Source organism: Oceanimonas smirnovii ATCC BAA-899 (assembly GCF_000381965.1).
In the GTDB taxonomy this organism is placed as follows: Bacteria; Pseudomonadota; Gammaproteobacteria; order Enterobacterales; family Aeromonadaceae; genus Oceanimonas; species Oceanimonas smirnovii.
Map to the genome: position 1 here is coordinate 41,821 of NZ_KB908465.1, position 24,437 is coordinate 66,257.

The following is a 24,437-nucleotide window of genomic DNA, read 5'->3' on the forward strand; positions in this document are numbered from 1 at the left end:
GGCATTATGGACTCGGTTTCTCAAATGGCACTGGGTGCCGCTGTGGGTGTGGCGGCAATGGGGCGTCGCTCGGGCGTGGGCAAGGCAGCACTGGCGGGGGTCTTTTTCGGTACCCTGCCCGATCTGGATGTGATCATTGATTATGGTGATCCCATCAGCAATATGACCAAGCACAGAGGCGCCAGCCATGCCTTGTTATACCTGACTCTGTGCGCCCCCTTGTTTGGCTGGCTGCTGGGCCGGCGTGGGGGCTGGCTGCCCTGGACTCTGGCCATCTGGCTGATATTCATGACCCATGTGCTGATTGATTTTATGACCGTATATGGCACTCAGCTGGGGCAGCCGTTTACCGATTATCCTTTCGGGGCCGGCAGTGTGTTTATTATTGATCCCCTGTATACCCTGCCGCTGCTGGTGGGGTTGTGGTTTGCCCTGCGCCGCCGCCGTTTGCGGGCCAATCAGCTTGGTTTGCTGCTCAGCACTGTGTATCTGGGCTGGAGTCTGGTGGCTCAGGGCATGGCAGAGCACAGGGCCGGGGCGCTGCTGGCGGAACAAGGCATTCGCGCCGAGCGCCTGCTGGTCACGCCGGCCCCGCTGAATACGGTGCTGTGGCGGGTGCTGGCCATGACAGAAAACGGGTATTGGGAGGGGCATGTGTCTTTGCTGGATGACGAGCCCACGCCTTTTGTGTTTCAGCCCACCGATGCCGCCTTGCTGGGCGAGTGGCAGCATCAGCCTTATGTGGCGCGCATGATCTGGTTTACCAAGGGGTTTTTCCGCCTGAGTGAGCGGCACAATGAGCTGGTGATCACCGATCTGCGTATGGGGCAGGAGCCGGGATATGTGTTTAATTTTACGGTGGCCGAGCAAGACAGCAGCGGCCGCTGGCAGACCCTGAGTCAGCCCCGCCAGTTCAGTGAGGGCCACAGCCGCACACAGTTTGCCTGGTTGTGGCGGCGCACCCTGGGTCAGCCCATTATGCCGTCGTTTAGCGCGGTAAGCCGGTAGTCAGCCGTCGTTGCGTGGTGTGCTTTCGCTGGCGGCAAACTGCTGGTGGCACAGGGTCTGGGCACCGGGCTGCAGATAGGGACGTAATATCGGCTCCATGCCTTTCAGCACCTGCACCGGCAGGGCCGAGGTAAAGCGGAAATTATCGGCCTGCTCGCCGGGCACATAGGCGGTGAGGGTACCAAAGTGGCGCTCGCCCAGATAAAACACAAAGGTGGCGGTGCGGTTGCGGGCCTGAGATTTTATCACCTGACCATAGCGGGTAACGGTTTCTATGCGGTTATCGCCGGTGCCGGTTTTGCCGCCCAGCACCAGCGGCGTGCCGTCATTCAGGCTGAAGCTGCCCTGCAGCCGGCGTGCCGTGCCGCCTTCCACCACCTGAGAAAGTGCTCCGCGCAGCGCCCGGGCCACTGCCACCGGCATGACTCGTGTGGCGCGCTGCATATCCGGGCCCAGATGCACTTCATAGGGAGTGTTACTGGCAAAGTGCAGTGAGTTAATGCGTACTACCGGCAGGCGCACCCCGTCGTTGAGAATAATGCCAATCAGCTCTGCCAGGGCGGCAGGCCGGTCGCCGGAGCTGCCAATGGCGGTGGCCAGCGAAGGCACCAGCTGATCAAACGGAAAGCCTACCTGCTGCCAGCGCTCGTGAATATCAGTAAATACTTCAATTTCCAGCATGGTGCGCATGCGGCTGTCACGGGCGCTGCGGTGGCGGGTTTTAAACAGCCAGCCATACACTTCCTGGCGTTGTTCGGCACTGGCATTGACCACATCGGTAAAGGTGGCGTCCGGGTGCTGGCGCAAATAGCTCAGCAGCCACAGCTCCAGCGGATGTTTGCGGGCAATATAACCCTGATCAGGCAGGCTCCAGGCACCGGGCCCGTGCTGATCATAGAGTTTTTCAATATGGCTGCTGGTGAGCTTGTGATCATAAGGCAGGCGCTCTCGCATAAAGGTGCTGAACTGCGCCAGACTGGCTTCCGGCAACAAATAGCGGTGTGCCGCGGCCATGCGGCTGCGCAGAGGGCGCACACTGTCAAAAAATGCCGCCAGTTGTTGCTCAGTGGGTTTGCCCTGATATTTATTCCAGAACCGGCGCAAAAATACCGTGCCTTCCTTGTCGGCAAACTGGCGTAAATAGATAAGCCGTTGCGGATCTTTGTCGTCGGTGAGCAGACTGGCCCTTTGTTCATCCTGATACAGCGAGTGGCGCACCAGCTCATGCATCAGGCGAATAAAGGGCAGGTTAATGGACTCCCGCAGGGCTTCGGTCAGTGTGGGGCGGCGGTAATTATCTTCTTTGCGGAAGTTGGCAAAGGTATGCAGGCCGCCACCGGTAAAAAAGCGCTCGTGGGGGCTGGCAGAAAAGCGCCGCTCAAGCGCGTCGGCCAGCATATGTTCAAGGTTGCGCTCAGGATGGCGCATTAAATAGTCAATGGCCCAGTGGCTGAGCCGGTCGTTTTTGTGCGGTGCCAGCTCTTTCAGGGCCGGCAGGGTTTTGTTGCCGTGCAGCCGGTGCATGTCTGCCACCATTTGCAGATAGGTGGTCAGCACCCTGAGCTTGGCGGTGGAGCCCAGCTCCAGTTTGCTGCTGTCGTTAATATCAAAGGGCTGGCCGGTGTTGTCGGTTTGCACGCGCACATTAAAGCTGTGCTCGGTGCGTTCAAACAGGGTAAAGCTGTAACGCACGTCACCGGTTTTTTCCGGAGACAGCAAACGCTCGCCATAAAGGCCAATTTCCCGGGCTGTGTCCGGATTGGCCAGCGAGGTTAAATAGTGACTGACCTTTTGCTGCAGCTCGGCATTGAGGGTGGTTTGCGCGCTCAGATCAAGCCGGTCCAGCTGGTAATAGCCAAGCCCCAGCAATCCGGCCAGCCGCCCCCGGGAGGCATACAGCAGTTTATTGCCTTCCACTCTGTGTTGCACCGGCTCTGTGGTGAAATTACGAAACTGCAGCCGTTGCTCAAGGGCGGCATCGCGCAGCGCCGGTGCAATCAGCCCGGCGTCTGCCTGCAGTCGTAAATAACTGTCGGTCGTGGCTTCCAGCTCGTTACGGCCGGCAAACAAATAATAAGACGGCCGGCGGTGCGCCACCATCAGGGCCACCACCCGACGCAGGGCAAGCCCGCGCTCTGCCAGAGTAAAGCCGGCACCGGTGGCCGGGTTCAGCAGCCTGTTAACCTGCTCAGGGCTGGTATTGAACCAGATCCACAGGCCGTCACCCAAACCATGCACTTCACCATGGCCCGGTGCCGCGGCCAGTGGCACCGAGTTCAGATAAGCCAGTGCCACTTGTTTGCGGGCGGCCAGGGTTTCCGGCCCCATCTGATAGGCGCGCACACTGGCCGAGACCATCTGGCGCAGTTTTTCCTGAGCCGAGTGAGTCAGCCCGCCCGGTGAATGCCGGTATTTTTCAATTTGGGTAGCCAGGGTACTGCCGCCGGATGAATCGTCCTGCAGCTCCATGGCTCTGCCTACCTGCGACAGGGCCGCTTTCATAAAGCGCGGCCAGTCAACCGCCGGGTTAGCCAGCGGCTGGCTGTTGTCGAGCAGGGCACGGTTTTCAATAAACAGCAGGGTATTAATAATCTGTGGCGCTATCTCATCAAAGTTCGCGAACTGATAGGCAGGATAGGCGTGCTCATAAATCGGCTCTGCCCGGCAGTCACCCAGGGTCAGTCCGGCATGGGTTTTTTCGGTATAGGGCACATAAAAGCCACGCTTGCTGTAGTTGAGCAGAGCGTTGGAAAAACGGGTTTGCTGTTCTACTACAAAATGTTGCTGCTGCAGGCGGTTAATCAGCTCGGGCAGCTGAGTGTATCCCAGGCGCTCATTAAAGGGGCCGGCATGAGGAAAGGTAACGGCGGAACTTGGTCCCGGTGCCAGCTGCCAGGTGAGGGTGGCGGCATAGCGGGACAGCTCGCGGCTTTGCAGCCGTGACGTGTGCAGTTCGTAAGCAACCGCCGCCGCCAGCGCTGCCAGCAGCATGAATATCAATAACCTGAACAGCCAGCGCCAGCGGCGTTGGGTAGCGGAGCTGCCCGCGGACGGCTGATCCTTCGGCCGGTCCTGAGCGGGTTTGGTGTGCGGTATCACATCCATAATCTGCCTCTGCGCCCCCTTTCAGGGGTTCTTATTTATACAGTTTAGCTGCACTACCAAGGTTTGTTCATTACCACCACACAATGCGGGGTTTTCAAATGGTTTCAATCGGTTAGCATAGGGGCTTTGAGGCAGCGGAAAGGGACTGCGTGAACCGGATTTTAATGTTGATCATGCTGCTGGTGCCTGCTGCCGGTGCACAGGCAGGCACAGCCGTGTTTGCCGGCGGCAGCTTTTGGGTCATGGAAGCCCTGTTCAGTGGCCGGCCCGGCATTGCCGGTGTTGAACCCGGCTGGATGCAGGGTGATATTCGTCAGCCCCGGCGGCAGGTGGTGCGGGTGACCTATGATCAAAGCAAGCTGACCTATGGTGACTTGCTCAATCTGTACTGGCAGGCGGTAGACAGCCGGGACGCGAAGGGACAGTTTTGTGATCGTGGTCAGGAATACAGCCCGGCCATCTTTGTACAGGGCTCATTACAGTTAAAGTGGGCGAGACAAAGCAGGGCCCGATTGTTGCTGGAGCAAAATCAGCCACTGGCAGTACGCATTTTACCGGTGGGCCGGTTTGAGCCGGCAGAGCCCAGGCATCATGCCTTTGCGCAGCAGCACCCCTTGCTGTATTTCGCCTATCGTCAGGTGTGTGGCTACTCGAACGGCACCAAAATTAGCATGCAACCCTTGTTAAGCGATCTTCCGCCAGCCACTGAAGAATGACATCGGCAATGTGGCGGGGCTGATTAAGCGCAAGCAGGGGCACGGGCGCGCTGACGGCGCTGCTGTCGGTAGCCACGGCAAGAATATGTGGATCATGCCGGCACAGCAGGGGTTTGCCATGAGCAGGGCGATGGATTTCCAGCTTGGTAAAGGGCTCATCCCGAAAGCCTTCAACCAGGATTAAATCCAGCCCGGGCTTGTGCAGCTGAGCCAGTGACTGCTGCAACGACGGCTCGTTACCGGCCGGATATTCCTGTGTGAGAATGCTGCGCCTGGGGCCGGCCAGCAAGGTCTGAGCGGCACCGGCGTGGCGCAGTTCATAGCTGTCTTTACCCGGGCTATCCTGCTCTACATCGTGATGGGTGTGTTTGATCAGAGCCAGGTTGAGCCCCTGCTCTGTTAACAATGGCAGCACCGCTTTCAGCAGCGTGGTTTTTCCGCTGCCGCTGAACCCGGCAATGCCCAGCATGGGGCAGCTTGTTGAAGCGAAAGACATTTTATACTCCGAAGAAATTGAGTCAGCGCACAGTGTGCCATGCTCAGAGCACTACGCCGATGCACAGGATCAATCATTAATGAATAATAAAGCGGGTGGCGCCATGAACGCATTATTTACCGGACTGACCGCGCTGATGCTGCTCAGTATGCCGGCTAGAGCCGACGACATTGATCTGCGTTTGCGCGGCCTGGACGGTGAGCTGAAAGACAACACGCAGATTTATCTGAATCAGCTGCCAGCCATCAAGGTTGAACAGCTGTCCCGTTTTCGTAATGAAATTATCACCGCCGTGACCGACAGTCTGCAGGCCCTGGGCTATTACAACCCGGAGATCGCGCTGCAGCAGAGCCCTGACAATCCTGACAGGGTAACCGTGCAGGTGAATGCCGGCGAGCCGGTGCGCATCAGCACGCTGACCGTGACGCTGAACGGAGACGCTCAGCAGGATCCGGCGTTTGCCAAGCTGCAGCAGAACTTTGCCATTAAAGAAGGCGATGTGCTGCACCATAATCGCTATGAGCAGGCCAAAGGCAGCCTGCTGAGCCTGGCATTACGCCGGGGATATTTTGATGCGGCTTATCAGCTGAGTCAGGTGCGGGTGAGGCCCTGGGACAAGGCGGCCGATGTGATCCTTGATTTTAATTCCGGCCCCCGTTATTACTTTGGCGAGCTGCAAATAGACTCGGACAGGCCCGCTGATCGGCTGGTGAAGCCGCTGGTGAACATTCATCCCGGTGATCCCTATCACGCGACACAACTGGCAGAGCTGAGCCGCTCCTTGTCTTCTACCCGTTACTTCAAGCAGGTAGAAGTGCTGCCCCGGGTGTCGGAGGCCGACGACGAAAACAGAGTGCCTGTGTCTGTGCTGCTGAAAGCCCGCGCCGATAACGAAGTGGAGCTGGGCCTTGGCTATTCTACCGACGAAGGCCCCAGAGCCTCGGTTAACTGGGAAAAGCCCTGGATCAACAGTCTGGGCCACAGTCTGAGTACCAACCTGAAAATATCAGCCCCCTCACAAGATGTGACCCTGGTTTATAAGATCCCCCGTGGCCATCCGCTGGAAGAGTATTACACCATTCAGGGCGGCTATCAGCGTCTGGATCAGGATGACACCGAAAGTGATCGTCTGGTGGCCGGTGTGCACCGCTGGAACATTGATGAAAATGACTGGACCCGGGACGTGTTTCTGCGTGCCGAGTATGAGTCTTATACCCAGGGCAAGCAGGAAGACTCCAGCTTTTTGCTGATCCCCGGCATCAGCTACAGCCGCACGCGGGTTCGTGGCGATCTGGACCCTTATTGGGGTGACAGCCAAAGCGTGACTTTTGAGCTTTCCGAGCCCTGGTGGGGGTCGGATACCCGTTTTGTGCGTGTTTGGGGACGCAGCAAATGGCTGAGAACCCTGACAGAAGATCATCGCGTGCTGGCGCGGGCCGAGCAGGGAGCTGTGTGGGTGGATGAGGTGCAGGATCTGCCGCCTTCGCTGCGCTTTTTTACCGGTGGTGATACCACGGTGCGCGGCTACAGCTATCAGTCTATTACTCCTGTCGATGCCAACGGTGACCGGCTGGGGGCCAAGTACGCCACTGCACTCAGCCTGGAATATGACTACCGGTTTGCCCCCAAGTGGCGGCTGGCCACCTTTGTGGATGGCGGTACCGCCACCAACGATTACCGTGACGACTGGAAAATCGGCACCGGCCTGGGCGTGCGCTGGCTGACGCCGGTAGGGCCGGTGCGGCTGGATCTGGCGTTTGCCGTGACTGAAGAAGACACGCCCTGGCGTCTGCACTTTACTCTTGGACCGGAATTATGATGCGACTGAAAAAGCTGCTGCTCGGGCTGTTTATTACACTGTGCGTGCTGCTGATGCTGCTGGCCGGGTTATTACTGACGCATGCGGGTAACCAATGGCTGTGGAGTCTGGCCAAAAAGCAGGTGCCCGGATTGCAGGGCACCATGGAGTCTGGCCAGTTGATGAGCGGCTGGCATTTTTCCGAGCTGGCCTATGAGCAGGACTCACTGGCTTTTCGGGCCAGTGAGATCCGTCTGGACTGGCAGCTGGGCAAGGTGCTGGACGGTCGTTTCTGGGTGCGGCGGCTGGCAGCGGCTGATATAGCAGTGGAAATCCGGGATTTGGCGGAAAGTGAGCCCGCGCCCGAGAGTGAGCCCATGACCAGCCTGAGCCCGCCGCTGACCATCGATTTGGATGAGGTGGTTGCCGACAGGGTCAGCATTACCTTACCCGGTCAGCAGATTGGCTGGCAAAGCCTGAAAGTGGCGGCCCACTGGAATAACGACGGCATGGTGATCACAGGCCCGCAAATGAGCGGCCTGCGCATTGAAATGACAGCGCCTGATAATACGGACACAGCCACATCACCGGCTGCGCCTCGTCAGGAGATTGAACTGCCGGAAATTGTGTTGCCGTTCCCGGTGAATATTGAACAGCTGGAATTAACCGACAGCGCCATCGTGCAAAACGGCCAGACCCAGGCGTTTCGCCGGCTGGCGGTGGCACTGCAAGGCGAGGGCAGTGTGGTGCGGCTGGCGCAGCTTGAGCTGGCCCATGCGTTTGCTGATGTCAGCCTTACTGCCGATGTAACCCTGAGCGGAGACTACCCGCTGACAGCAGCGCTGAATGCCAGCGTGCACGAGCCGCTGCTTGATGGCCAGCTTAACGGCCAGAAGGTGTCTCTCGACCTGAGCGACAGTCTGGCCAGCCTGGCCGCTGAACTGAGGCTGGAAGGGCCGGTAACGGCCAGTGCCAGTGTAAAGGCCGAACCTCTTAAGCCCGAGTTGCCGCTCAATGTGCTGCTCAGCTGGCAACAATTGGGCTGGCCCCTGTCCGGGCCGGAATGGAAGCTGGATGACGGCCGGCTGGAGCTTACCGGCGCGCTGGAAGATTATCGGCTCAGCGTTAACACCACGGCCAGCGGCCCGGGAGTGTTGTCGCTGGGGCTCAGCCTTGAAGCCGGCGGAAATTTACAACAGGCGCGCATTGACCCCTTTACTGTGACCTTGCCTGAGGGCAATACCCGTCTCTCCGGCGAGCTGGACTGGAGTAAAGGCGTACGCTGGCAGGGTGATCTGGTGCTGAACGGAGTGGATCCGTCGGCTTTTGCCGAGGGCTTTGAAGGCCAGCTGAACGGGACCATTGCCAGTCGTTTTGTGCTGGAAGGCAGCCAGTGGCAGCTGAATGCCAGCCCGAATGTGACCGGCATTTTGCGCAACCATCCGCTGTCGCTTACCGGTGCCGTGGATCTTAATCAGGATCTGGAAGGCGAGATTGATAATCTGGCCCTCACCAACGGCAATAACCGCCTGACAGCCAGCGGCCGCATCGACAGCAACTGGAACCTGAAAGGTAATCTGAACGCGCCCAGACTGGCTGTTTATGCACCCGGGCTGTTTGGGAATGTGAACGGTAACTTTGCCGTCACCGGACCGCGCAAAACGCCCGGCATCAAGGCCAGCTTTACCAGTCAACAGGCGGGCTTTAACGACGCCAAAGTCAGCCAGCTTGCTTTGCAGGCCAATGTAACCCTGGGTGATGATCCCGCCGGTGAACTGGCCCTGACCGTTAATGAGCTGAATGCCGGAGGCATGGCATTTAACAATCTGGCGGTAAATGCCGGCGGTAATAAGGCCTCGCACCGGCTTAGCGTAACTGCTGACGGTGAGCCGCTGGCGGTGGATGTGGCGCTGAGTGGCAGCCTGAACGACGCCGGCTGGCGCGGCCAGCTGCAGCAGGCCGGGCTGAACACGCCGCTGGATGACTGGTCTGCGGCAGTGCCGGTGGCGCTGGCCTGGCGTAATAATGACGGCCGTTTTACTGCGGCTGCTCATTGCTGGCGCTCCCTTGATGCGGCCGTGTGCTTTGATGAAATTAACGCCAGTGCGCAGGCTGGCAGGGCCGGATTAAGCATTCGCGACTTTGATCTGGCCCGGCTGGCGGCGTTCTTTCCGGAAGGATTTGCCTGGGAAGCGGTGCTGGAAGGTCGGGTGAATGCCAGCTGGAAAGCCGGCGAGGCACCGCGGGTCAATGCCGATATCGGCACTAATGCGGGTGTGTTTGTCAGCGGAGATACCCGCCTTGGCTATGAGCAGCTGCGGTTACAGAGTGAAGTGGTGAATAACCGGCTTATCAGCAACCTTAGCTTTAACTCAGAGCCACTGGGCCAGCTTAGGCTCAATGCCAATGTAAACCGCCTGGACGGTGCCCGCAATCTGGAGGGAAATCTGCGCATTACCGACCTCAGGCTGAACTGGCTCGCACCCTTGCTGCCAGAGGTGGCCAGGCTCGAAGGCGCACTGGAAGGGGATGTACGGCTGGCCGGTACACTGAGCAACCCCATGATGTATGGCGATATTGCGCTTAACGGTGGTGAGGTGGATACCTATTCCGATATGGTGGTGGTACGCGATTTGACCACCCGGCTGTCGGTGCAGGGCAACCGCGCCGCCATAGACGGCCGCCTGCTGGTGGGTAAAGGGCCGCTCACCATTGAGGGGGAGCTGGACTGGAGCACCATGCCGGTTAACGGCGAAATACGGCTGAAAGGTAATGAGCTGGAAGCCGGCTATCCGGGCATGGGGCGGGTAAGAGTCAGCCCGGATTTACAGATTTCTCTGGGGGAGCAGGCCAGGGTGCGCGGCGAAATCTTTATTCCCTGGGCACGTATTCAGGTAAAAGAGTTGCCGGAAAGCGCCGTATCCAAATCGTCCGACGTGGTCATAGTGCAGCCGTCGGGCGTGATTCCTGAAACCGGCCCCGCACTGCCGCTGGATATTCGGCTTAGCGTGCGCTTTGGCGATAATGTGCGGCTGCAGGCGTTTGGCCTGAATACGTTACTGGCCGGTCAGCTCAGGGTGGTACAGCCGCCGGGCCGGATTATGCGTGGTAACGGTGAGATCCGTCTGGAAGAGGGCAAGTTCAAGGCTTATGGCCAGAATCTGGTGATCCGTGACGGCAGTATTCTGTTCAGCGGACCACTGGATCAGCCCAACCTGAAAGTGGAAGCCATTCGTAATCCGTCCAGCATGTCAGACAGCAGCATAGTGGTGGGCGTGCGGGTAACCGGTAATGCTGCTCAGCCCGAGCTGAAGGTGTTTTCGGAGCCAGGCATGCCTCAGGCCGAGCAGCTGTCCTGGCTGTTGCGTGGCCGAGGTCTGGAAGGCGGCGACGGCAGTGACGGTAACGCCCTGGTGCAGTCACTGTTGCTGGGTGCCGGTGTGGGTAAGGTAGGCGGCCTGGTAACAGGCGTGGGTGAGGCTCTGGGCTTTCAGGATGTGGCGGTAGATACCAGCGGCTCCGGTGAAAGCACTGAGGTGAATATCAGTGCCTATGTGCTGCCCGGCCTGCAAATTGGTTATGGCGTGGGAGTGTTTTCTTCCATTGGTGAGCTGCGCCTGCGTTATGAGCTGATCCCCCGGTTGTATCTGCAGGCCACCAGCGGCCTGAGTCAGGCGATTGATGTGTTTTACAAGTTCGAGTTCTGACCTCACCCCTGACCCTCCCCTTAAAAAGGGGAGGGAGCTTTGTTTGCTTCTCCCCCTTTTCAAGGGGGAGGCTGTGAAGGGGGTTAAAATACAGCGCCGGTTTTTGCCGGTGCGCTGATGCAGTACTCATGCTTTTTGGCATTGTCTTGGTTAAAGTAGAGCATCTGAAATTGCCAACCGGCTGTGAGTGTCTTTTCCGTTGATGATGTCTGTGCAATTGCAAAAACAAGAGCAACTGGCGCGCCTGATGCTGATGTGCATGGGCGTGCTGACTCTGTTTGGCATGCACCTGTATTTGCCCCACCTGTTTGGCACCGGACTGCAGCTGCCCTTTAATATTGCCGGCTGGCTCTTTGTCGGGCTGATGACCACCCTGGGGCTGTGGCACTGGCACCAGCGGCGTTTGCTCACCAGCCGTTTCTGGTTGGGAGTCATGGCAGCCAGCCTGTTGCTGTGGCTGCCGTTCTTTTACTGGCATAACAACTCGGTAGCAGGCCAGGCACTGCCGCGCATGCTGGGGCTGACCGGCGGCCTGCTGTTTTATCTGGCGTTGCAGCAATGTCGTTTTAATGAGCGCGGCCGGCGCTGGCTGCTCTATGGGTTGCTGCTGGCCGTCAGTGTGGAAATGCTGCTTGGGCTGGTGCAGTTTTTTGTGCTGGAGCCCGGTAATATTTTTAACTACAACACTGATGTACGCTCGCCTTACGGTATTTTTCAGCATCGCAATGTCATGGCCAGCTTTGTGGCGACCGGCATGGTACTGGCGGTGTATTTGTGGCTGAACGAAGCCAAGTCGCCCTGGCGTCGGTTTTTATTTAAATCCTGCTGGTTTGCTGCTGTGCTGGCCGCCGGGGCCATGCTGATAGTGCTGCTGCAGTCCCGGGCCGGTCAGCTTGGCCTCTTGCTGGGGTTGTTACTGTTGTTACCGTTGCTGTGGCAAAGTTTGTTGCGCACCCGCTCCAAGCGGTTACTGGCCAGTCTGTTGCTGATTCCGCTGGGCATTGCGCTTGGTGTATTCGGGCTGGATATGTTCGATATGAGCAAACGCAGCCTGAATATTTACACTCAGATAGACGGCCGCTTTGATATTTATGCCCATGGCCTGCGCATGTGGCTGGCACAACCCCTTGACGGTTATGGCTATGGCAGTTTTGAGTCGGCGTTCTACCGCACCTATGCCGACTGGCGGGAAGCCACGCCGGGTGCCCAGCCGCTGTTTACGGAAATGGGACACCCGCACAATGAGTTTTTGCTCTGGGCCATTGAAGGCGGACTGGCACCCGTGCTGGGGCTGATTATCATGATTTGGCTGGTGATAAGGTTGCTGGCTCAGGTGCCCTTTGTGCAGGCGCTGGCCTGGGTGGGTATGCTGATGCCGGTGTTTGTGCACAGCCAGACCGAGTTTCCGGTTTATCACTCGCTGCCACACTGGTTAATGATTCTGGTGTTGTTATATGTGATTGATGCCGGGCACGGCAAACGGGTTATGCTGCCGGCACCGCCTCCCTGGAGCCGCTGGCCGGTGCGGGCCTGGGGGCTGGGGGTGATGTTGTTTATGGCCACCGGGCTTGTCGCCAGCCAGCAAATCACTGCCTACGCTCATGCCAAGGAGCGTGATCCGGCGGCGCTTGAGCGAGTGATTAATCCGCTTATCTGGCATGACAGAACGGCGTTTTACCGGCATCAGGCGAGGCTTGAACAAGCCATGCTGGCCTTTGACCGGCAGGCGCTGCTGGATTACGCCAGCTGGGCCAGGCGTTTTTTACAGCACACGCCGAGGGCGGGCATTTATTATAATGCCTATCTGGCACTGATGCAGGCGGGAGAGCCGGAGCGGGCCGGGCTAGTGCTGGCAGAAGCAAGACGGTTATATCCCAATGTGGTGCTGTTGCGAGAAAGCAGTATTAACCGGGCCCTGACTCACCTGCAGCAGCTGAATACGGGGATGAGCCGGGCCCGGCTGAATGACTTTGTGCCTTTGTATGACAATTTACGCCCTGCCATCGGGGGCGCTTATTAGCCCTGTGCCGGGGTCATGTTATAGCCGGTAAAGTCGTGTGCACCTTCCAGCTGGCTGACGGTAATATTCTGTTGCGACCAGTCGATGGTTTTGCCGGTGGCGGCATAGAGGGTGTCGTTGATGTTGTCGGGAGTCAACTCGGGCTGATGCTCGGCACGGCCGCCGGGCAGATAAATGGTGCCGTTGGAGAAGTCCACCGCAAAGGCAATTACGCCCGGCACCAGAAAGAACAGCAGACCCACGCCATCAGCAATGGCCACCACAGGATCTATGCGGCCGCTGCGCTGGCCCTTGCGCTCCGGATAAAAAATGGTGCCGCAGGCAGCCAGCTGGGTAGTGAGTATGCCGGCCAGCGCCAGTACCATGGTTTTTTTTCTGAGTGTTGTCATAACGACTCCTTGAATGGAAGTAACCACAAGAGTGTATATAACAATACGGTGATCTGAATCCCGTTGCTGCTGGCACCGGACAAAGGCTGGCGAATAAAACTCACCAATACAAAAAGCCCACCGTAAGGTGGGCTTTTTGAGGATGATTTGGTCGGCGTGAGAGGATTTGAACCTCCGACCCCTGACACCCCATGACAGTGCGCTACCAGGCTGCGCTACACGCCGAGACGTCATTCGTGATGACGGAGCGCATAATAGGAAAGCTGCCCGGTGCTGTCAATACGAATTCGTGCGTCAACAGATTAACTGCTGCTAATTTGTACGTTTGTGGCGTTCAGTATCAATGGCTTAGTCATTCACTTGTGAGTATGACAGGCTATAATATCCGCTCTGCCGCATTGGCCGGCAGGCCACCCACTGAAGGAGACAGGCAATGGCAGAAGAGACCATTTTCAGCAAGATCATTCGCAAGGAAATTCCCGCCGATATTCTGTATCAGGATGAGTTGGTCACGGCCTTTCGCGATATTTCTCCCAAAGCACCCACCCATATTCTGATTATTCCCAATGCGGTGATCCCGACGGTAAATGACGTGACAGCCGAGCATGAGCAGGCACTGGGCCGGTTGTTTACCGTGGCCCGCAAGCAGGCGGCTGATGCCGGTATCGCCGAAGACGGTTATCGTCTGCTGGTAAATTGTAACCGCCATGGTGGCCAGGAGGTGTATCATATTCACATGCATCTGCTGGGTGGTCGCCCGTTAGGGCCCATGCTGGCACAATAAGGAGCTGACATGACTGCTTTTCGTATTGCGACGCTGGCCTCTGCCGTGCTGGCGCTTACTGCCTGTTCGTTGCCCAACCCCTATTCGTCCCAGCCGGCACCGGTCACCCCGGCCACGCCCGAGCCGGTGCGCCCGCCGGTGGTGACGCCGCCGCCGGCCCCGCCGGTGATTGACTTGCCAGCGCCGCCGCCGGCCCCCATGCCGGAAGCCAATAATGCCACCCTGCAACAGCTGGCAGATAACCTGGCGGCCCGGCTGCGCGCCAGTGCGGCCATTAACGAAGTCACCGGCCCCGTTTTGCTTGACGATATTCGTAATGAGGCCGGCAGCCCGGTCGATACCCGCGGCCTGACCGAGCGTCTGCAGGGGCAGCTGAGCGGCTCCCTTAACTTTATTACCGGCCCTGAAGTAAACAGTTTGCGTCAGCAGCTGGCTTATCAGAGCGGCCGCGCCGACATTGCCTCGCTGGTGCGTCTTGGCAAGCAGAGCGGAGCCGGCTATCTGCTTTCCGGCAGTCTGAACCGGGCCGGCAGCGGCTTTAAACTGCAGGCCCAGCTGATGGAGCTTGCCAGCGGCGAAGTGCTGTGGTCCGACAGCGTCAGTGGACGCTGAGACGCTGCTGCCTTGCCTGCCGGCCAGGTGGCGCGGCAGGCTGACTCCGTTAACAGGCGGACTGACCAACCGCTGCTTTCATCTGGCCACAGGGCAAGGACAGTTCTGGTTGCGATTGGGGTGTGAACAGCCAGCACGGCTGGGCATTAACCGCCATCATGAGCTGACTGCCCACCGTATTGCGGCAAATGCCAGCCTGGCCCCGATCATTCGGTTTGCCTACCCTGAGGCGGGCATATTGATCCTGGACTGGCTGAATGAGCCGGACTGGCGTACTGAGCCCGGATCGACCGGCGTGCTGATGCGGCAAGCAGCAAGGCTGCATGGTCTTGCTCCGCCGGCGCTGCCAGCCCTGGAATTATCCGAACGGGTGCGGTTTTATACAAAACAACTGACACACATACCACACTGGCTGACGCCGGTGCTGAGTGCTTTTTGTCGTCCGGCACTGAACCCGCGTTTTACGCCTGTGCTGTGTCATTGTGATTTAACCGCCGGCAATTTGATGGGGCAGCGGCCCTGGCTGCTGGACTGGGAATATGCGGCGCTGGCAGATCCGGCCTTTGAGCTGGCAGTGATTGCTGACGACAGAAACCTGAATAATGACGAGTGCGCTGTCATGCTGGCCCACTATCAGGCTGCCGGCGGCAACATGAGCCTGAGCAGGCTGCAGGCACGGCTGCCCTGGGTGCATTTGCTGACCCTGCTGTGGGCGCTGGTGCAGCATCAGCATACCGGCGAAGCGGAGTATGCCGCCCGGGTGCAGACTGCCCGCAACAAGTTAATGTTTTTTCTGTAATAAGTTATTTCAATACGGCCGCAGGGCGGCCCCGGAGCAAACATGGGACCTTTTCTTCTTGATGTAAACGGCTGCGAGCTGGATGCCGAAGAGCGTGAGCTGCTGGCCCACCCCAGTGTGGGCGGGGTGATATTTTTCGCCAGAAATTATCATGATCGCAACCAGCTCAGCGCCCTGGTCAAGGCCATTCGGGCGGTAAAGCCCGGTCTGCTGCTCACCGTGGATCATGAAGGCGGCCGGGTGCAGCGTTTTCGCGACGGCTTTTTTAAGCTGCCGGCTCCGGGCAGACTGGTGCAGGTGGCTGAACCTCAGCGGCAGCAGGTGTTGCAGGATGCGGGCTGGGTGATGGCCGCCGAGCTGCTGGCTCATGATATTGATCTCAGCTTTGCGCCCGTGCTGGATCTGGAGCGGGGCAGCGAAGTGATTGGGGATCGCAGTTTTGGCCGGGATCCGCAACCGGTGATTGAACATGCCGCGGCTTATATTGCCGGCATGAAAGAAGCCGGTATGGCGGCGGTGGCCAAGCACTTTCCCGGCCATGGCAGTGTGCGTGCCGACTCCCACAAAGAAAGCCCGGTAGACGAGCGCGCGCTTGCCGACATAGAGCAGGCCGACATGGTGCCGTTCAAAACCCTGATTGCACAAGGTGCCATTCAGGGCGTGATGCCGGCCCATGTGATTTATGCACAGGTGAATGACAAGCCTGCCGGTTTTTCCGGGTTCTGGCTGCAACAGGTACTGCGCCGTCAGCTTGGTTTTAACGGACTCATTTTCAGTGACGACCTCACCATGGAAGGGGCTGCCGTGGCCGGCGGCTATGCCGAGCGCGCCGCCCAGGCGCTGGCGGCGGGCTGCGATCTGCTGCTGGCCTGCAACAACCGGGCGGGAGCAATCAGCATTATTGACAGTCTGCCGCATCAGCTGCAGCGGGATCTGTCTTCATTGCGCAAGAAAGACAATGCCGGCCCTGCTCACCTCTATTCCAGCCGGCGCTGGCGCGAGGCCACCGACCGGCTGCAGCGCATTCAGTAATAGTTATTTTTATGTAAAAATAAAGTTGTGGATTCAGCGACAGCTTTTACAATGGTGCACGCCTCGGCCGGGGCGTCACCTGTAAGAATCTTCCGCTATGGCTCTGGCATAGCAGCAGGTTTTTATCTTCACGAGGTTAACGAATGAAACGCATCATAGTAGTGGGCGGCGGTGCCGGCGGGCTGGAGCTGGTGACCAAACTGGGCCGCCAGCTTGGCCGCAAGGGCAAGGCAGAAGTGATTCTGGTAGACCGCAACCGTACCCATTTGTGGAAACCCCTGTTGCACGAAGTGGCCACCGGTGCCATGGACACCGGTATGGACGGCCTCAGCTATCGCTCTCAGGCTCATAACCATGGTTTCAGTTTTCATCTGGGCACACTGACCGATATTGACCGTGACGCAAAGCTGATCAAGCTGGCTCCGTTGTATGACGATCACGGCAAGCAGGTAGTGGGGGAACGCACCCTGAATTACGACACGCTGGTGATGGCGCTGGGATCCGTGTCCAATGACTTTGGCACCAAAGGGGTGAGCGAGCACTGTATTTTCCTCGACAGCCCCCAGCAGGCAGAGCGTTTTCACGATGAGCTGATGAACCGCTTTCTGCAATATGCCGAAAGCGACACCGTGGATGAAAAAGTGGATATTGCCATTGTAGGCGGCGGTGCCACCGGGGTGGAGCTGTCTGCCGAGCTGTTTAATGCGGTGGAGCACCTGAGTGCCTACGGCTTTAAAAAACTGAACCGCAACTGCCTGCGGCTGACCCTGGTGGAAGCGGGCCCGCGCATTCTGCCGGCACTGCCCGAGCGTATTTCTGCCATGGCACATAAAGAGCTGCGCGAGCTGGGGGTGGACGTAAGAGTGGGCACCATGGTGGTGGAAGCCACCAACAAGGGGCTGAAAACCAAAACCGACGAGCTGATCCCGGCCGATTTGATGGTGTGGGCCGCGGGCATTAAAGCGCCGGACTTTATGAAAGACATTGCCGGGCTGGAAACCAACCGCATCAATCAGCTGGCGGTAAAAGACACCCTGCAAACCACCCGGGATGACAGCATTTTTGTGATTGGTGACTGTGCCTTTTGCCTGCAGGCCGACGGCAAGCCGGTGCCGCCTCGGGCCCAGTCTGCCCATCAGATGGCCAGCCTGGCCTATGACAATATTATCGCCAGCCTGAACGGCAAGCCGCTCAAGCCTTATGTGTATAAAGATCACGGCTCTCTGGTTAACCTGAGCCGTTACAGCACGGTAGGCTCCCTGATGGGCAACCTGATGCGCGGCTCCATGATGGTAGAAGGCCGCATTGCCCGCACTGTGTATGTGTCGCTTTATCGTATGCACCAGGTTGCCTTGCACGGTTACACCCGCACCGGCCTGATGATGCTGGTGGGCCGTATTAACCGTTTTTTGCGGCCACGGCTGAAGCTGCACTAAGGAAACCGATTAATGAGTAATGAGCAACATCGCGAACAAGTAAAAGCCGAGCGCCATCAGCAACGGCAGCAAAAAGTAAAAGAAGCAGTGGATGCCAAAGTGGCCGCCGCCACCGACGAGCGGGGTGTGCTGATGGTGATCACCGGCAACGGCAAGGGCAAGAGCACTGCCGGCTTTGGCACAGTGGCGCGGGCCGTAGGACATGGCAAAAAAGCCGCCGTGGTACAGTTTATTAAAGGTGGCTGGGACTGCGGTGAGCGCAATCTGCTGCAACAGGCGGGTGTGCCCTTTGTGGTCATGAACACCGGCTTTACCTGGGAAACCCAGAACCGGGAACAGGATATAGCCGCCTGTGAGCAAACCTGGGAGCCGGCAGAAAAAATGCTGGCCGACCCAGGTATTGATCTAGTGCTGCTGGACGAGCTGACCTATATGGTGGCTTATCACTACCTTGATCTGGACCGGGTGCTGACAGCGTTAAAAAACCGGCCTGCGCATCAGCATGTGGTGATCACCGGCAGGGGCTGCCACAGAGCCATTATTGAACTGGCCGATACGGTCAGCGAGGTGCAGTCGGTCAAGCACGCCTTTGAAGCCGGCGTAAAAGCACAGGCAGGATTTGATTACTGAGAGTAAACATGGAAAAACTATTTGAAAAGTTAATGTATGCCTCCCGGTGGATTATGGCCCCCATTTATCTGGGGCTGAGCCTGGTGTTACTGGCTCTGGGTATTAAATTTTTCCAGGAAATATTTCATATTCTGCCCAATGTGCTGGAAATGAAAGAAGTGGACCTGGTGCTGGTGACCTTGTCGCTGATCGATATAACCCTGGTGGGTGGATTAATCATCATGGTGATGTTTTCGGGCTACGAAAACTTCGTGTCACAGCTTGATGTGGATGAAGACGACGACAAGCTGGGCTGGCTGGGAAAGCTGGACGCAGGATCGCTCAAGAATAAAGTCGCAGCTTCTATCGTAGCTATTTCATCTATTCATCTGCTGAAGGTGTTTATGAATACCGAAAATATTGCCAACGATAAAATACAGTGGTATCTGCTTATTCATATTACGTTTGTGCTGTCTGCTTTTGCCATGGGATATCTCGATAAATTAACCCGCAAAGACAAGTAAATATCATCTGCCGCTCAGGATGAGCGGCTATTTTCCCGCTTCATCAGCACAAAGGTGAGGTACATTTTGGTGGGCAGAGACAGGATCATGCCAAAGGCTACACAGCCGGCGCTGATCAGAATACCGGTGATACCAAGCTGCTCCATATAATGACTGTTATGCAGATATATGCCTGTCAGGATCAGGCAAACACCAATGATCATGGCAGTTTTCAGCACTCTGATTAATCGTTTGTCGGTCATACCGGCTCCTGCATCTGGCTGTTACCTTACAGCCTAGTACACAGCAGCCGGTATGAGCTTGATGCAGATCAGCCGATGGTTTTTGCCACACTGCGAATATGCGTGGCCAGAGCCGCGAGTTCGTCGTCGTTGGCCCTGTGGCTGTCGTGAGAAGACAAATACCCTTCATATTGCTCAAAGTACTTTTCCCGCACCGACTCTATGGCCTGAAACGCCGAACTGCTGCCGGTGCCATGCATGGGAAACAGTTTGCTGTGCAGATGATCCACGCCATAACCTTCAAAAAACAGGCCGGTACGGGCCACATCATCAAAGGATTGATCCAGCAGCCTGGCCACTTTTTTGGTGGCGATAATCAGCTTGCTCAGCACCTCATCAGGGGCATCAAAGGCATAGCTGGGGTGATGGGCCTTGGGGATCACCACGGTAAAGCCTTTGGTATTGGGAAAAATAGATAAGAACGCCAGATGTTCGTCGTCTTCCCATACTTTATGGCAGGGTGCCTTGCCGGCAACGATATCGCAGAAAATGCAGCTCATTATAACTCCTTGGGTTGGGTTAACAGGGTGTCGGCCACCTGCATCACTGTCTTTACCCGGCTGGGAGCCGGTTTATGGCGATGGGTGGCCGCATAAATGGTTTCGCTGACCGGATGAGGCAGGGCATGGGCTTTAATCCGCCCAGGTTGTGAAAAGGCCGCCACCGCATGGGCCGGCAGCACGGTAAAGCCCAGCCCCATGCTGACCGGCGTCAGAATAAGCCCGATCTGGTTGGAAAAGCCGCTCTTGTTAAACTGCCCCACATGCTCAAACTCGCCATAGTTGGCCCCCAGCAGCAGGGCAGCGTGGTGCGCCGCATCGGGATGATCAATAAAACCCAGTTCAAGCAGGGTGGTCCAGTCCGGCTCGGCCACGGCAGCCGGCGTGACCAGCAACAGGGCTTCTACGGCCATGGCCCGGCACTGTACCGCCTCATGAGAAGAAGGCCGGGTCATCAGCCCCAGATCCACCGCATTACCGGCCACGGCCTGCTCCACACTGGCGTTGGGAGCAAAGCGGTAATCGATAACCAGCTCCCGGTGCCGGTGCTGCAGCGCCAGCAGACGGGGATAGAGCTTGAGGCCTACGCTGCCCGGCGACATCACCCGCACCAGCCCTGCACAGGGGTCGTCCTGCCCTACCTGCTGCTCCAGTCCTGCCAGCGACTGCAGAATATGCCGGGACCCGGCATACAGCCGCTCACCGGCATCGGTGAGGGTAAAGCCCTTGCCCTGGCGCACCAGCAGCGGCACGCCAAAATGCACTTCCAGTTTGCGCACCTGCTGGCTCACCCCCGACTGAGTCATGTGTAGCCGCTCGGCGGTGCGGGTGAAGTGGCCCACTTCCACCAGGGTACAGAAACTGCGCAGCCACACCGGATTGATCATTTCAAAAATTACTCACAATGATAAAAAACGATAATTTTTAATGATTAAAACATCGGCGTAAGCTTATCTCAACCACAACACAAGAGGTGAGCGTGATGAGCAAGGTATATCCGAGAAATTTCTCCCATATTGGCATTTCGGTGCCGGATCTCGACAAGGCGGTGGCGTTCTACACCGAGGTGATGGGCTGGTATCTGATTATGAAGCCCACCGAGATAGTGGAAGACGACAGCCCCATCGGGGAGATGTGTAGCGATGTGTTCGGCCCGAACTGGGGTCGATTCCGTATTGCCCATTTGTCTACCGGCGATCGGGTAGGGGTAGAGCTGTTCCAGTTTGAAGGCCAGCAAAATCCTGACAACAACTTTGAATATTGGAAAACCGGTGTGTTTCACTTCTGTGTGCAGGATCCGGACGTGGAAGGCCTGGCCGAGCGCATTGTGGCTGCCGGCGGCAAGGCGCGCATGGCTAAACCGCGCTACTACTATCCGGGCAAAAAGCCCTACCGCATGATTTATATGGAAGATCCGTTTGGCAACATTCTGGAGATTTACAGCCACAGCTACGAGCTGATCTACAGCGAAGGGGCTTATTAAGCAAAACAGGCCGGAATCCGGCCTGTATGTCATCAGCTCTGTTTTTTAAGCCAGCTCAGGTAGCCGCGCATAAACTGCTCAAGCCGCTGTTGATGATCGGCGCTTTTCAGTTCGCCGTCGTCGTTGAAAGCGGTATGAGCCGCTGCCAGCAGGTAGTCGGGTTCCAGATATACCGGCGACAGAGTGGCGGCCAGCACACTGCGCAGGTGCATCTGTGCTCTTGCTCCGCCAAGGGCACTCATGGAGGCGCTGAGCACGGCGCAGGGCTTGTGGGTCAGCACGGAATTGAAGGCCGGCCGCGAGGCCCAGTCAAGGGTGTTTTTCAGCACACCGGAAATGCTGTAGTTATATTCCGGTGTGGCCAGCACCAGGCCGTCGGCCTGTGCAATGGCATCCAGCAGCGCCTGCACTGCTGCGGGCTTGACGTCACCGTCCAGATCACCGTTATAGAGCGGCACCTCAGAAATATCGAACAGCGTGAGCTCAACACCTTCGTTTGCTGCTACCCCGGCCGCTACCTTCAACAGTTGTGTGTTCAGTGAACCGGCCCGCAGACTGCCGCTTATGCCTAATAGTTTCATGGTTTTCTCCTGCTATTTTATGAGTAAATCGAATGCACAGTGATAAGCGTAGACAGTAACAGGGTAACGAATCAATAGCGATTCATGCCATGAAAGATGCCACCAAACACAGCACCCAGAATGGCAAATATGATGGAAAGAATAATAAATGCAGGAATGGAAGCAATGGCAAATTTAACCATAAATACCACCATTGACATAAAGGGCATTTTAATGTCTGTAACAATAATTTCCTGCTTGTTGTTTTCCATTCTTTTCTCCTTTTATAAAAACGATATGACGTTAGCCAAGTTCCTGAGTGACCCGTTTGAGCGTATCAGGATTAATATGCAGTTTGAATGAATTTGAAGCAGCTTCTACGGTCACTGCCACTACAATGCCGGCAAGCATGATTCCCAATATGGCAATAACTATCGAAATAAAGCGAGAGGTGCCATGTTGTGGCCGCACGTCACCATAACCCACGGTTAACGCAGTAATAAAAGCCCAGTATAACGCTTCCGATTTTCGCCAGCCTTCCAGCCGGCTGGTGATCAGCGCAAGTAATATGATAATAAGAAATAATAAAAGAATAACCGGCCCAAGGAAGTAAAGGCCCAATGAAAGCATCTTGATAAAGCTGATGGAAAGTTCCAATGTTAACCTTGAGCTGGTTTCAATTAATCATTTTTAACGCGATATATGGTGCAAGATTAAATGTTAAAATTGCGATTTTATAGAGCGCTAAATACTGAAAGTACAGGCGAGGCAGGCCTGATTCTGACACTCCCATTATCCTGCTGTGAATATGGGAGATCTGCGTTCTGAACAAGATGAGCAGCAGTGATGTAGCCGTCAGGAAACCGATATTAATGACAGAGCACCAAGCCAAAAATGATACTAGCTGTTCAATTGACATAAACCCGGCCCTCAACCTTGCCTGTCTGCTTAAGCAACGGTGTATACATAATAGCATTCACCCACGCTACCGCCCGGACGTTTCAGGTCGCCATATCCTGCACCCACAGTGTTCAAACGTGTCCATTCTGGCCGTTGGGAGAAAGAAGGGCAATCGCAAAAAGGAAAAAGTGCGGTGCAAAACGCTTGGGTGGTGGTTTTGTGGGCGGTTGGGGTTGTATGTGAAGTCTGGCCGGAGCCTCCAGGGAGGGATTCACGGCGTGTCGCTGGAGTGGTTACGGTGCCCGACGATTTTGCACGGATTGTCAGACACCTTGCTGTGCTTCAGGTTACGGCGTGGTAATCAGTCTTCGCCCACACCGCGCAGCAGGCGGCGAATATAGAGCCAGAGCAGCAGGGCGATAAAGGGCACGGATATGCTTAAACCGGCTTCCATCAGATGGCGGTGCTCTTCGTTTTCTACCAGGTTACGCAGGGTGCGATCAATCAGATCAAAGGCATAGTAGGTGACCACGATAATGGAGAAGCTTTCCAGTTTGGCCTGCAGCCGCAGTTGTTCGCCGGCGCGTTTGGTGAGGCTGCTGAGCATGTCGCGGTTTTGCTGCTCTACCGACAGATCCACCTGAGAACGCACCAGTTGGGTGGTGCGGGCCAGCCGGCGGGAAAGCTGCTCGATGCGCTGGCCGGCAGCGCGGCAGGTGCGGGTGGCGGGGTCCAGCCGCCGATCCATAAACTGCTCCACGGTCTGGCGGCCTTCTATGCGGGTTTCCCGTAGCTCGGCAATGCGCTTGTTCACCAGGGTAAAGTAGGCCTCCGCCGCCGAGAAGCGGTTGGAGGTCTGGGCCGACAGGGTTTCCAGCCGCTCGGCCAGATCCATTAATTGAGGCAGCAGCACGGAAGGCTCTTCTGAAGACACCCGGGTCGACAGCTCCACCAGCTCGGTTTCCAGCTGGTTAATATCGGGCACTACCTTGTTGGCCAGCGGCAGTGCCAGCAGCGCAACGTGGCGGTAGGTTTCAATTTCGCAAATGCGCTGCAGCAGGCGACCGGCCTGGCGCAATTGCAGGCCGCGGTCTTCCACCAGCACTCTGACCATGCCGGTATCTTCCCGTGGGTAGAAGTCGGTCCAGATCTGGCCCACCTTCGACATGACCATGGAGCTGTTGACCTGATTTTCGCCAAAGTGCTGCTCCAGCCAGGCGTTTTCGTCCGCATTGGTCTCGTGATCCCGGAACAGGATGTCAGCACCACATAAAAAATGCCCGGGGGCGGTTTCCAGCCAGTCTGCGGGCAGCTGGGGCAGTTTCAGGCTGTTAAGCGCGGTGAGCGTCAGGGTATAAAACTCATGGTGGGCTTCAAAGCGCAGCGCCAGCTGTTCGTTTTCTCCCTGCCAGAAGCGGGATTTACTGATGGTTTCAGTCAGCTTGAGCTGTTGGGTGAGCTGATGAATGCTGTCTCTCAGTGCTTCCAGCGGCGTGTCGTCATACATCACCGCCAGGTGGCGCATCGCCAGCGGCGCCTGCAACATCTGAAAGGGCCGGGCGTGTACCTCGGCAATAATCTGCTCCCGCAAAGGGTGACTGCGCATTAATACTCCTTTATGTGCTGTCAGTCTTGTGGAGCGTAATTTAACAGAATTTTGTGACAGGGCTCTGGTTTT

At 57.0% G+C, this 24,437-nt stretch carries 24 protein-coding genes and 1 tRNA gene; 13 read left to right on the forward strand and 12 right to left on the reverse strand.

The annotated features are described in order from the left end of the window. Positions 1-6 precede the first annotated feature (6 nt). Entirely contained in the window at positions 7-1,008 is a 1,002-nt protein-coding gene (locus G364_RS0112390; protein ID WP_019935469.1) for a metal-dependent hydrolase, read from the forward strand. On the opposite strand, the gene G364_RS0112395 is transcribed toward G364_RS0112390, so the two are convergent. Next, the gene (locus G364_RS0112395) at positions 1,009-4,113 is read right to left on the reverse strand and encodes a transglycosylase domain-containing protein (RefSeq protein ID WP_019935470.1); all 3,105 of its coding nucleotides are present in this window, start codon (positions 4,111-4,113) and stop codon (positions 1,009-1,011) included. Between the two features lie 164 nt (positions 4,114-4,277). Between G364_RS0112395 and G364_RS16560 the strand changes: the two genes are divergently transcribed. After that, positions 4,278-4,829, forward strand: coding sequence for a peptide-methionine (S)-S-oxide reductase MsrA (locus G364_RS16560; RefSeq protein WP_019935471.1), 552 nt, complete (start codon positions 4,278-4,280; stop codon positions 4,827-4,829). On the opposite strand, the gene mobB is transcribed toward G364_RS16560, so the two are convergent. Then, the gene (mobB, locus tag G364_RS0112405; RefSeq protein ID WP_026344886.1) at positions 4,780-5,325 is read right to left on the reverse strand and encodes a molybdopterin-guanine dinucleotide biosynthesis protein B; all 546 of its coding nucleotides are present in this window, start codon (positions 5,323-5,325) and stop codon (positions 4,780-4,782) included. The genes G364_RS16560 and mobB overlap by 50 nt on opposite strands. Before the next feature lie 103 nt (positions 5,326-5,428). On the opposite strand from mobB, the gene tamA reads away from it, so the two are divergent. From tamA to G364_RS0112425, 3 genes are all read left to right on the forward strand, one after another. Further along, positions 5,429-7,144, forward strand: a complete 1,716-nt coding sequence (gene tamA / locus G364_RS0112410; RefSeq protein ID WP_156816508.1) for an autotransporter assembly complex protein TamA — start codon at positions 5,429-5,431, stop codon at positions 7,142-7,144. Then, entirely contained in the window at positions 7,141-10,830 is a 3,690-nt protein-coding gene (gene tamB / locus G364_RS0112415; RefSeq protein ID WP_026344888.1) for an autotransporter assembly complex protein TamB, read from the forward strand. The genes tamA and tamB overlap by 4 nt, the downstream gene beginning before the upstream one ends. Positions 10,831-11,017: 187 nt before the next feature. Then, on the forward strand, positions 11,018-12,850 hold the full coding sequence (locus tag G364_RS0112425) for a PglL family O-oligosaccharyltransferase (RefSeq protein ID WP_245541428.1): 1,833 nt from the start codon (positions 11,018-11,020) through the stop codon (positions 12,848-12,850). Here G364_RS0112425 and G364_RS0112430 read toward each other — a convergent pair. Next, a complete protein-coding gene (locus G364_RS0112430) occupies positions 12,847-13,239 on the reverse strand; it encodes a hypothetical protein (protein WP_019935476.1) in 393 nt (130 codons plus the stop codon). The two genes, G364_RS0112425 and G364_RS0112430, sit on opposite strands and share 4 nt — an antisense overlap. A 148-nt stretch (positions 13,240-13,387) precedes the next feature. Then, a tRNA-Pro gene (locus tag G364_RS0112435) sits at positions 13,388-13,464 on the reverse strand. A 208-nt stretch (positions 13,465-13,672) separates the two neighbouring features. On the opposite strand from G364_RS0112435, the gene hinT reads away from it, so the two are divergent. The 7 genes from hinT (at position 13,673) to G364_RS0112470 (ending at position 19,035) form a co-directional block, all read left to right on the forward strand. Continuing rightward, complete coding sequence (gene hinT, locus G364_RS0112440) at positions 13,673-14,023, forward strand: purine nucleoside phosphoramidase (RefSeq protein ID WP_019935477.1); 351 nt, start codon at positions 13,673-13,675, stop codon at positions 14,021-14,023. A gap of 9 nt (positions 14,024-14,032) precedes the next feature. Further along, positions 14,033-14,635, forward strand: coding sequence for a hypothetical protein (locus G364_RS0112445; RefSeq protein WP_019935478.1), 603 nt, complete (start codon positions 14,033-14,035; stop codon positions 14,633-14,635). Continuing rightward, the gene (locus G364_RS0112450; protein WP_083928720.1) at positions 14,625-15,434 is read left to right on the forward strand and encodes a choline kinase family protein; all 810 of its coding nucleotides are present in this window, start codon (positions 14,625-14,627) and stop codon (positions 15,432-15,434) included. Before G364_RS0112445 ends, G364_RS0112450 begins: the two co-directional genes overlap by 11 nt. A gap of 42 nt (positions 15,435-15,476) precedes the next feature. Further along, entirely contained in the window at positions 15,477-16,466 is a 990-nt protein-coding gene (gene nagZ / locus G364_RS0112455) for a beta-N-acetylhexosaminidase (RefSeq protein WP_019935480.1), read from the forward strand. A gap of 143 nt (positions 16,467-16,609) precedes the next feature. Beyond that, the gene (locus tag G364_RS0112460; RefSeq protein ID WP_019935481.1) at positions 16,610-17,902 is read left to right on the forward strand and encodes an NAD(P)/FAD-dependent oxidoreductase; all 1,293 of its coding nucleotides are present in this window, start codon (positions 16,610-16,612) and stop codon (positions 17,900-17,902) included. A 12-nt stretch (positions 17,903-17,914) separates the two neighbouring features. Continuing rightward, positions 17,915-18,532, forward strand: coding sequence for a cob(I)yrinic acid a,c-diamide adenosyltransferase (gene cobO / locus G364_RS0112465; RefSeq protein ID WP_019935482.1), 618 nt, complete (start codon positions 17,915-17,917; stop codon positions 18,530-18,532). Between the two features lie 8 nt (positions 18,533-18,540). Beyond that, complete coding sequence (locus tag G364_RS0112470) at positions 18,541-19,035, forward strand: TIGR00645 family protein (RefSeq protein ID WP_019935483.1); 495 nt, start codon at positions 18,541-18,543, stop codon at positions 19,033-19,035. A gap of 14 nt (positions 19,036-19,049) precedes the next feature. On the opposite strand, the gene G364_RS0112475 is transcribed toward G364_RS0112470, so the two are convergent. The 3 genes from G364_RS0112475 to G364_RS0112485 all read right to left on the reverse strand — a co-directional run bounded on the left by G364_RS0112475 (position 19,050) and on the right by G364_RS0112485 (position 20,703). Further along, positions 19,050-19,277 (reverse strand): hypothetical protein, encoded by a 228-nt coding sequence (locus G364_RS0112475; protein WP_019935484.1) that lies wholly within the window; start codon positions 19,275-19,277, stop codon positions 19,050-19,052. 68 nt (positions 19,278-19,345) lie between these two features. Then, positions 19,346-19,816 (reverse strand): HIT family protein, encoded by a 471-nt coding sequence (locus tag G364_RS0112480; RefSeq protein ID WP_019935485.1) that lies wholly within the window; start codon positions 19,814-19,816, stop codon positions 19,346-19,348. After that, on the reverse strand, positions 19,816-20,703 hold the full coding sequence (locus tag G364_RS0112485; RefSeq protein WP_019935486.1) for a LysR family transcriptional regulator: 888 nt from the start codon (positions 20,701-20,703) through the stop codon (positions 19,816-19,818). The genes G364_RS0112480 and G364_RS0112485 overlap by 1 nt, the downstream gene beginning before the upstream one ends. A 95-nt stretch (positions 20,704-20,798) precedes the next feature. Between G364_RS0112485 and G364_RS0112490 the strand changes: the two genes are divergently transcribed. Next, positions 20,799-21,299: a lactoylglutathione lyase family protein gene (locus G364_RS0112490; RefSeq protein ID WP_019935487.1), complete on the forward strand. Its 501-nt coding sequence runs from the start codon at positions 20,799-20,801 to the stop codon at positions 21,297-21,299. 32 nt (positions 21,300-21,331) lie between these two features. Here G364_RS0112490 and G364_RS0112495 read toward each other — a convergent pair whose 3' ends face one another. From G364_RS0112495 to G364_RS0112515, 5 genes are all read right to left on the reverse strand, one after another. Continuing rightward, entirely contained in the window at positions 21,332-21,880 is a 549-nt protein-coding gene (locus tag G364_RS0112495) for an NADPH-dependent FMN reductase (protein ID WP_019935488.1), read from the reverse strand. A 71-nt stretch (positions 21,881-21,951) separates the two neighbouring features. Next, a complete protein-coding gene (locus G364_RS16565; RefSeq protein WP_019935489.1) occupies positions 21,952-22,131 on the reverse strand; it encodes a hypothetical protein in 180 nt (59 codons plus the stop codon). 31 nt (positions 22,132-22,162) lie between these two features. After that, positions 22,163-22,516 carry a potassium channel family protein gene (locus G364_RS0112505; RefSeq protein WP_019935490.1) on the reverse strand — a complete coding sequence of 118 codons (354 nt, stop codon included), beginning with the start codon at positions 22,514-22,516 and terminating at the stop codon, positions 22,163-22,165. 19 nt (positions 22,517-22,535) lie between these two features. Continuing rightward, positions 22,536-22,835 carry a DUF6868 family protein gene (locus tag G364_RS17560; protein WP_425411222.1) on the reverse strand — a complete coding sequence of 100 codons (300 nt, stop codon included), beginning with the start codon at positions 22,833-22,835 and terminating at the stop codon, positions 22,536-22,538. A 285-nt stretch (positions 22,836-23,120) separates the two neighbouring features. Next, positions 23,121-24,365, reverse strand: a complete 1,245-nt coding sequence (locus tag G364_RS0112515; RefSeq protein ID WP_019935492.1) for a DUF3422 family protein — start codon at positions 24,363-24,365, stop codon at positions 23,121-23,123. Positions 24,366-24,437: the final 72 nt, after the last annotated feature.

Excerpts from the sequence above, each read along its gene's own strand:
- G364_RS0112390 (WP_019935469.1), top strand. The coding sequence starts at position 7 with ATGGACTCGGTTTCTCAAATGGCACTGGGTGCCGCTGTGGGTGTGGCG.
- G364_RS0112395 (WP_019935470.1), bottom strand. The coding sequence starts at position 4,113 with ATGGATGTGATACCGCACACCAAACCCGCTCAGGACCGGCCGAAGGAT.
- G364_RS16560 (WP_019935471.1), top strand. The coding sequence starts at position 4,278 with ATGTTGATCATGCTGCTGGTGCCTGCTGCCGGTGCACAGGCAGGCACA.
- mobB (WP_026344886.1), bottom strand. The coding sequence starts at position 5,325 with ATGTCTTTCGCTTCAACAAGCTGCCCCATGCTGGGCATTGCCGGGTTC.
- tamA (WP_156816508.1), top strand. The coding sequence starts at position 5,429 with ATGAACGCATTATTTACCGGACTGACCGCGCTGATGCTGCTCAGTATG.
- tamB (WP_026344888.1), top strand. The coding sequence starts at position 7,141 with ATGATGCGACTGAAAAAGCTGCTGCTCGGGCTGTTTATTACACTGTGC.
- G364_RS0112430 (WP_019935476.1), bottom strand. The coding sequence starts at position 13,239 with ATGACAACACTCAGAAAAAAAACCATGGTACTGGCGCTGGCCGGCATA.
- hinT (WP_019935477.1), top strand. The coding sequence starts at position 13,673 with ATGGCAGAAGAGACCATTTTCAGCAAGATCATTCGCAAGGAAATTCCC.
- G364_RS0112445 (WP_019935478.1), top strand. The coding sequence starts at position 14,033 with ATGACTGCTTTTCGTATTGCGACGCTGGCCTCTGCCGTGCTGGCGCTT.
- nagZ (WP_019935480.1), top strand. The coding sequence starts at position 15,477 with ATGGGACCTTTTCTTCTTGATGTAAACGGCTGCGAGCTGGATGCCGAA.
- G364_RS0112460 (WP_019935481.1), top strand. The coding sequence starts at position 16,610 with ATGAAACGCATCATAGTAGTGGGCGGCGGTGCCGGCGGGCTGGAGCTG.
- cobO (WP_019935482.1), top strand. The coding sequence starts at position 17,915 with ATGAGTAATGAGCAACATCGCGAACAAGTAAAAGCCGAGCGCCATCAG.
- G364_RS0112470 (WP_019935483.1), top strand. The coding sequence starts at position 18,541 with ATGGAAAAACTATTTGAAAAGTTAATGTATGCCTCCCGGTGGATTATG.
- G364_RS0112475 (WP_019935484.1), bottom strand. The coding sequence starts at position 19,277 with ATGACCGACAAACGATTAATCAGAGTGCTGAAAACTGCCATGATCATT.
- G364_RS0112480 (WP_019935485.1), bottom strand. The coding sequence starts at position 19,816 with ATGAGCTGCATTTTCTGCGATATCGTTGCCGGCAAGGCACCCTGCCAT.
- G364_RS0112485 (WP_019935486.1), bottom strand. The coding sequence starts at position 20,703 with ATGATCAATCCGGTGTGGCTGCGCAGTTTCTGTACCCTGGTGGAAGTG.
- G364_RS0112490 (WP_019935487.1), top strand. The coding sequence starts at position 20,799 with ATGAGCAAGGTATATCCGAGAAATTTCTCCCATATTGGCATTTCGGTG.
- G364_RS0112495 (WP_019935488.1), bottom strand. The coding sequence starts at position 21,880 with ATGAAACTATTAGGCATAAGCGGCAGTCTGCGGGCCGGTTCACTGAAC.
- G364_RS16565 (WP_019935489.1), bottom strand. The coding sequence starts at position 22,131 with ATGGAAAACAACAAGCAGGAAATTATTGTTACAGACATTAAAATGCCC.
- G364_RS17560 (WP_425411222.1), bottom strand. The coding sequence starts at position 22,835 with ATGCTATTATGTATACACCGTTGCTTAAGCAGACAGGCAAGGTTGAGG.
- G364_RS0112515 (WP_019935492.1), bottom strand. The coding sequence starts at position 24,365 with ATGCGCAGTCACCCTTTGCGGGAGCAGATTATTGCCGAGGTACACGCC.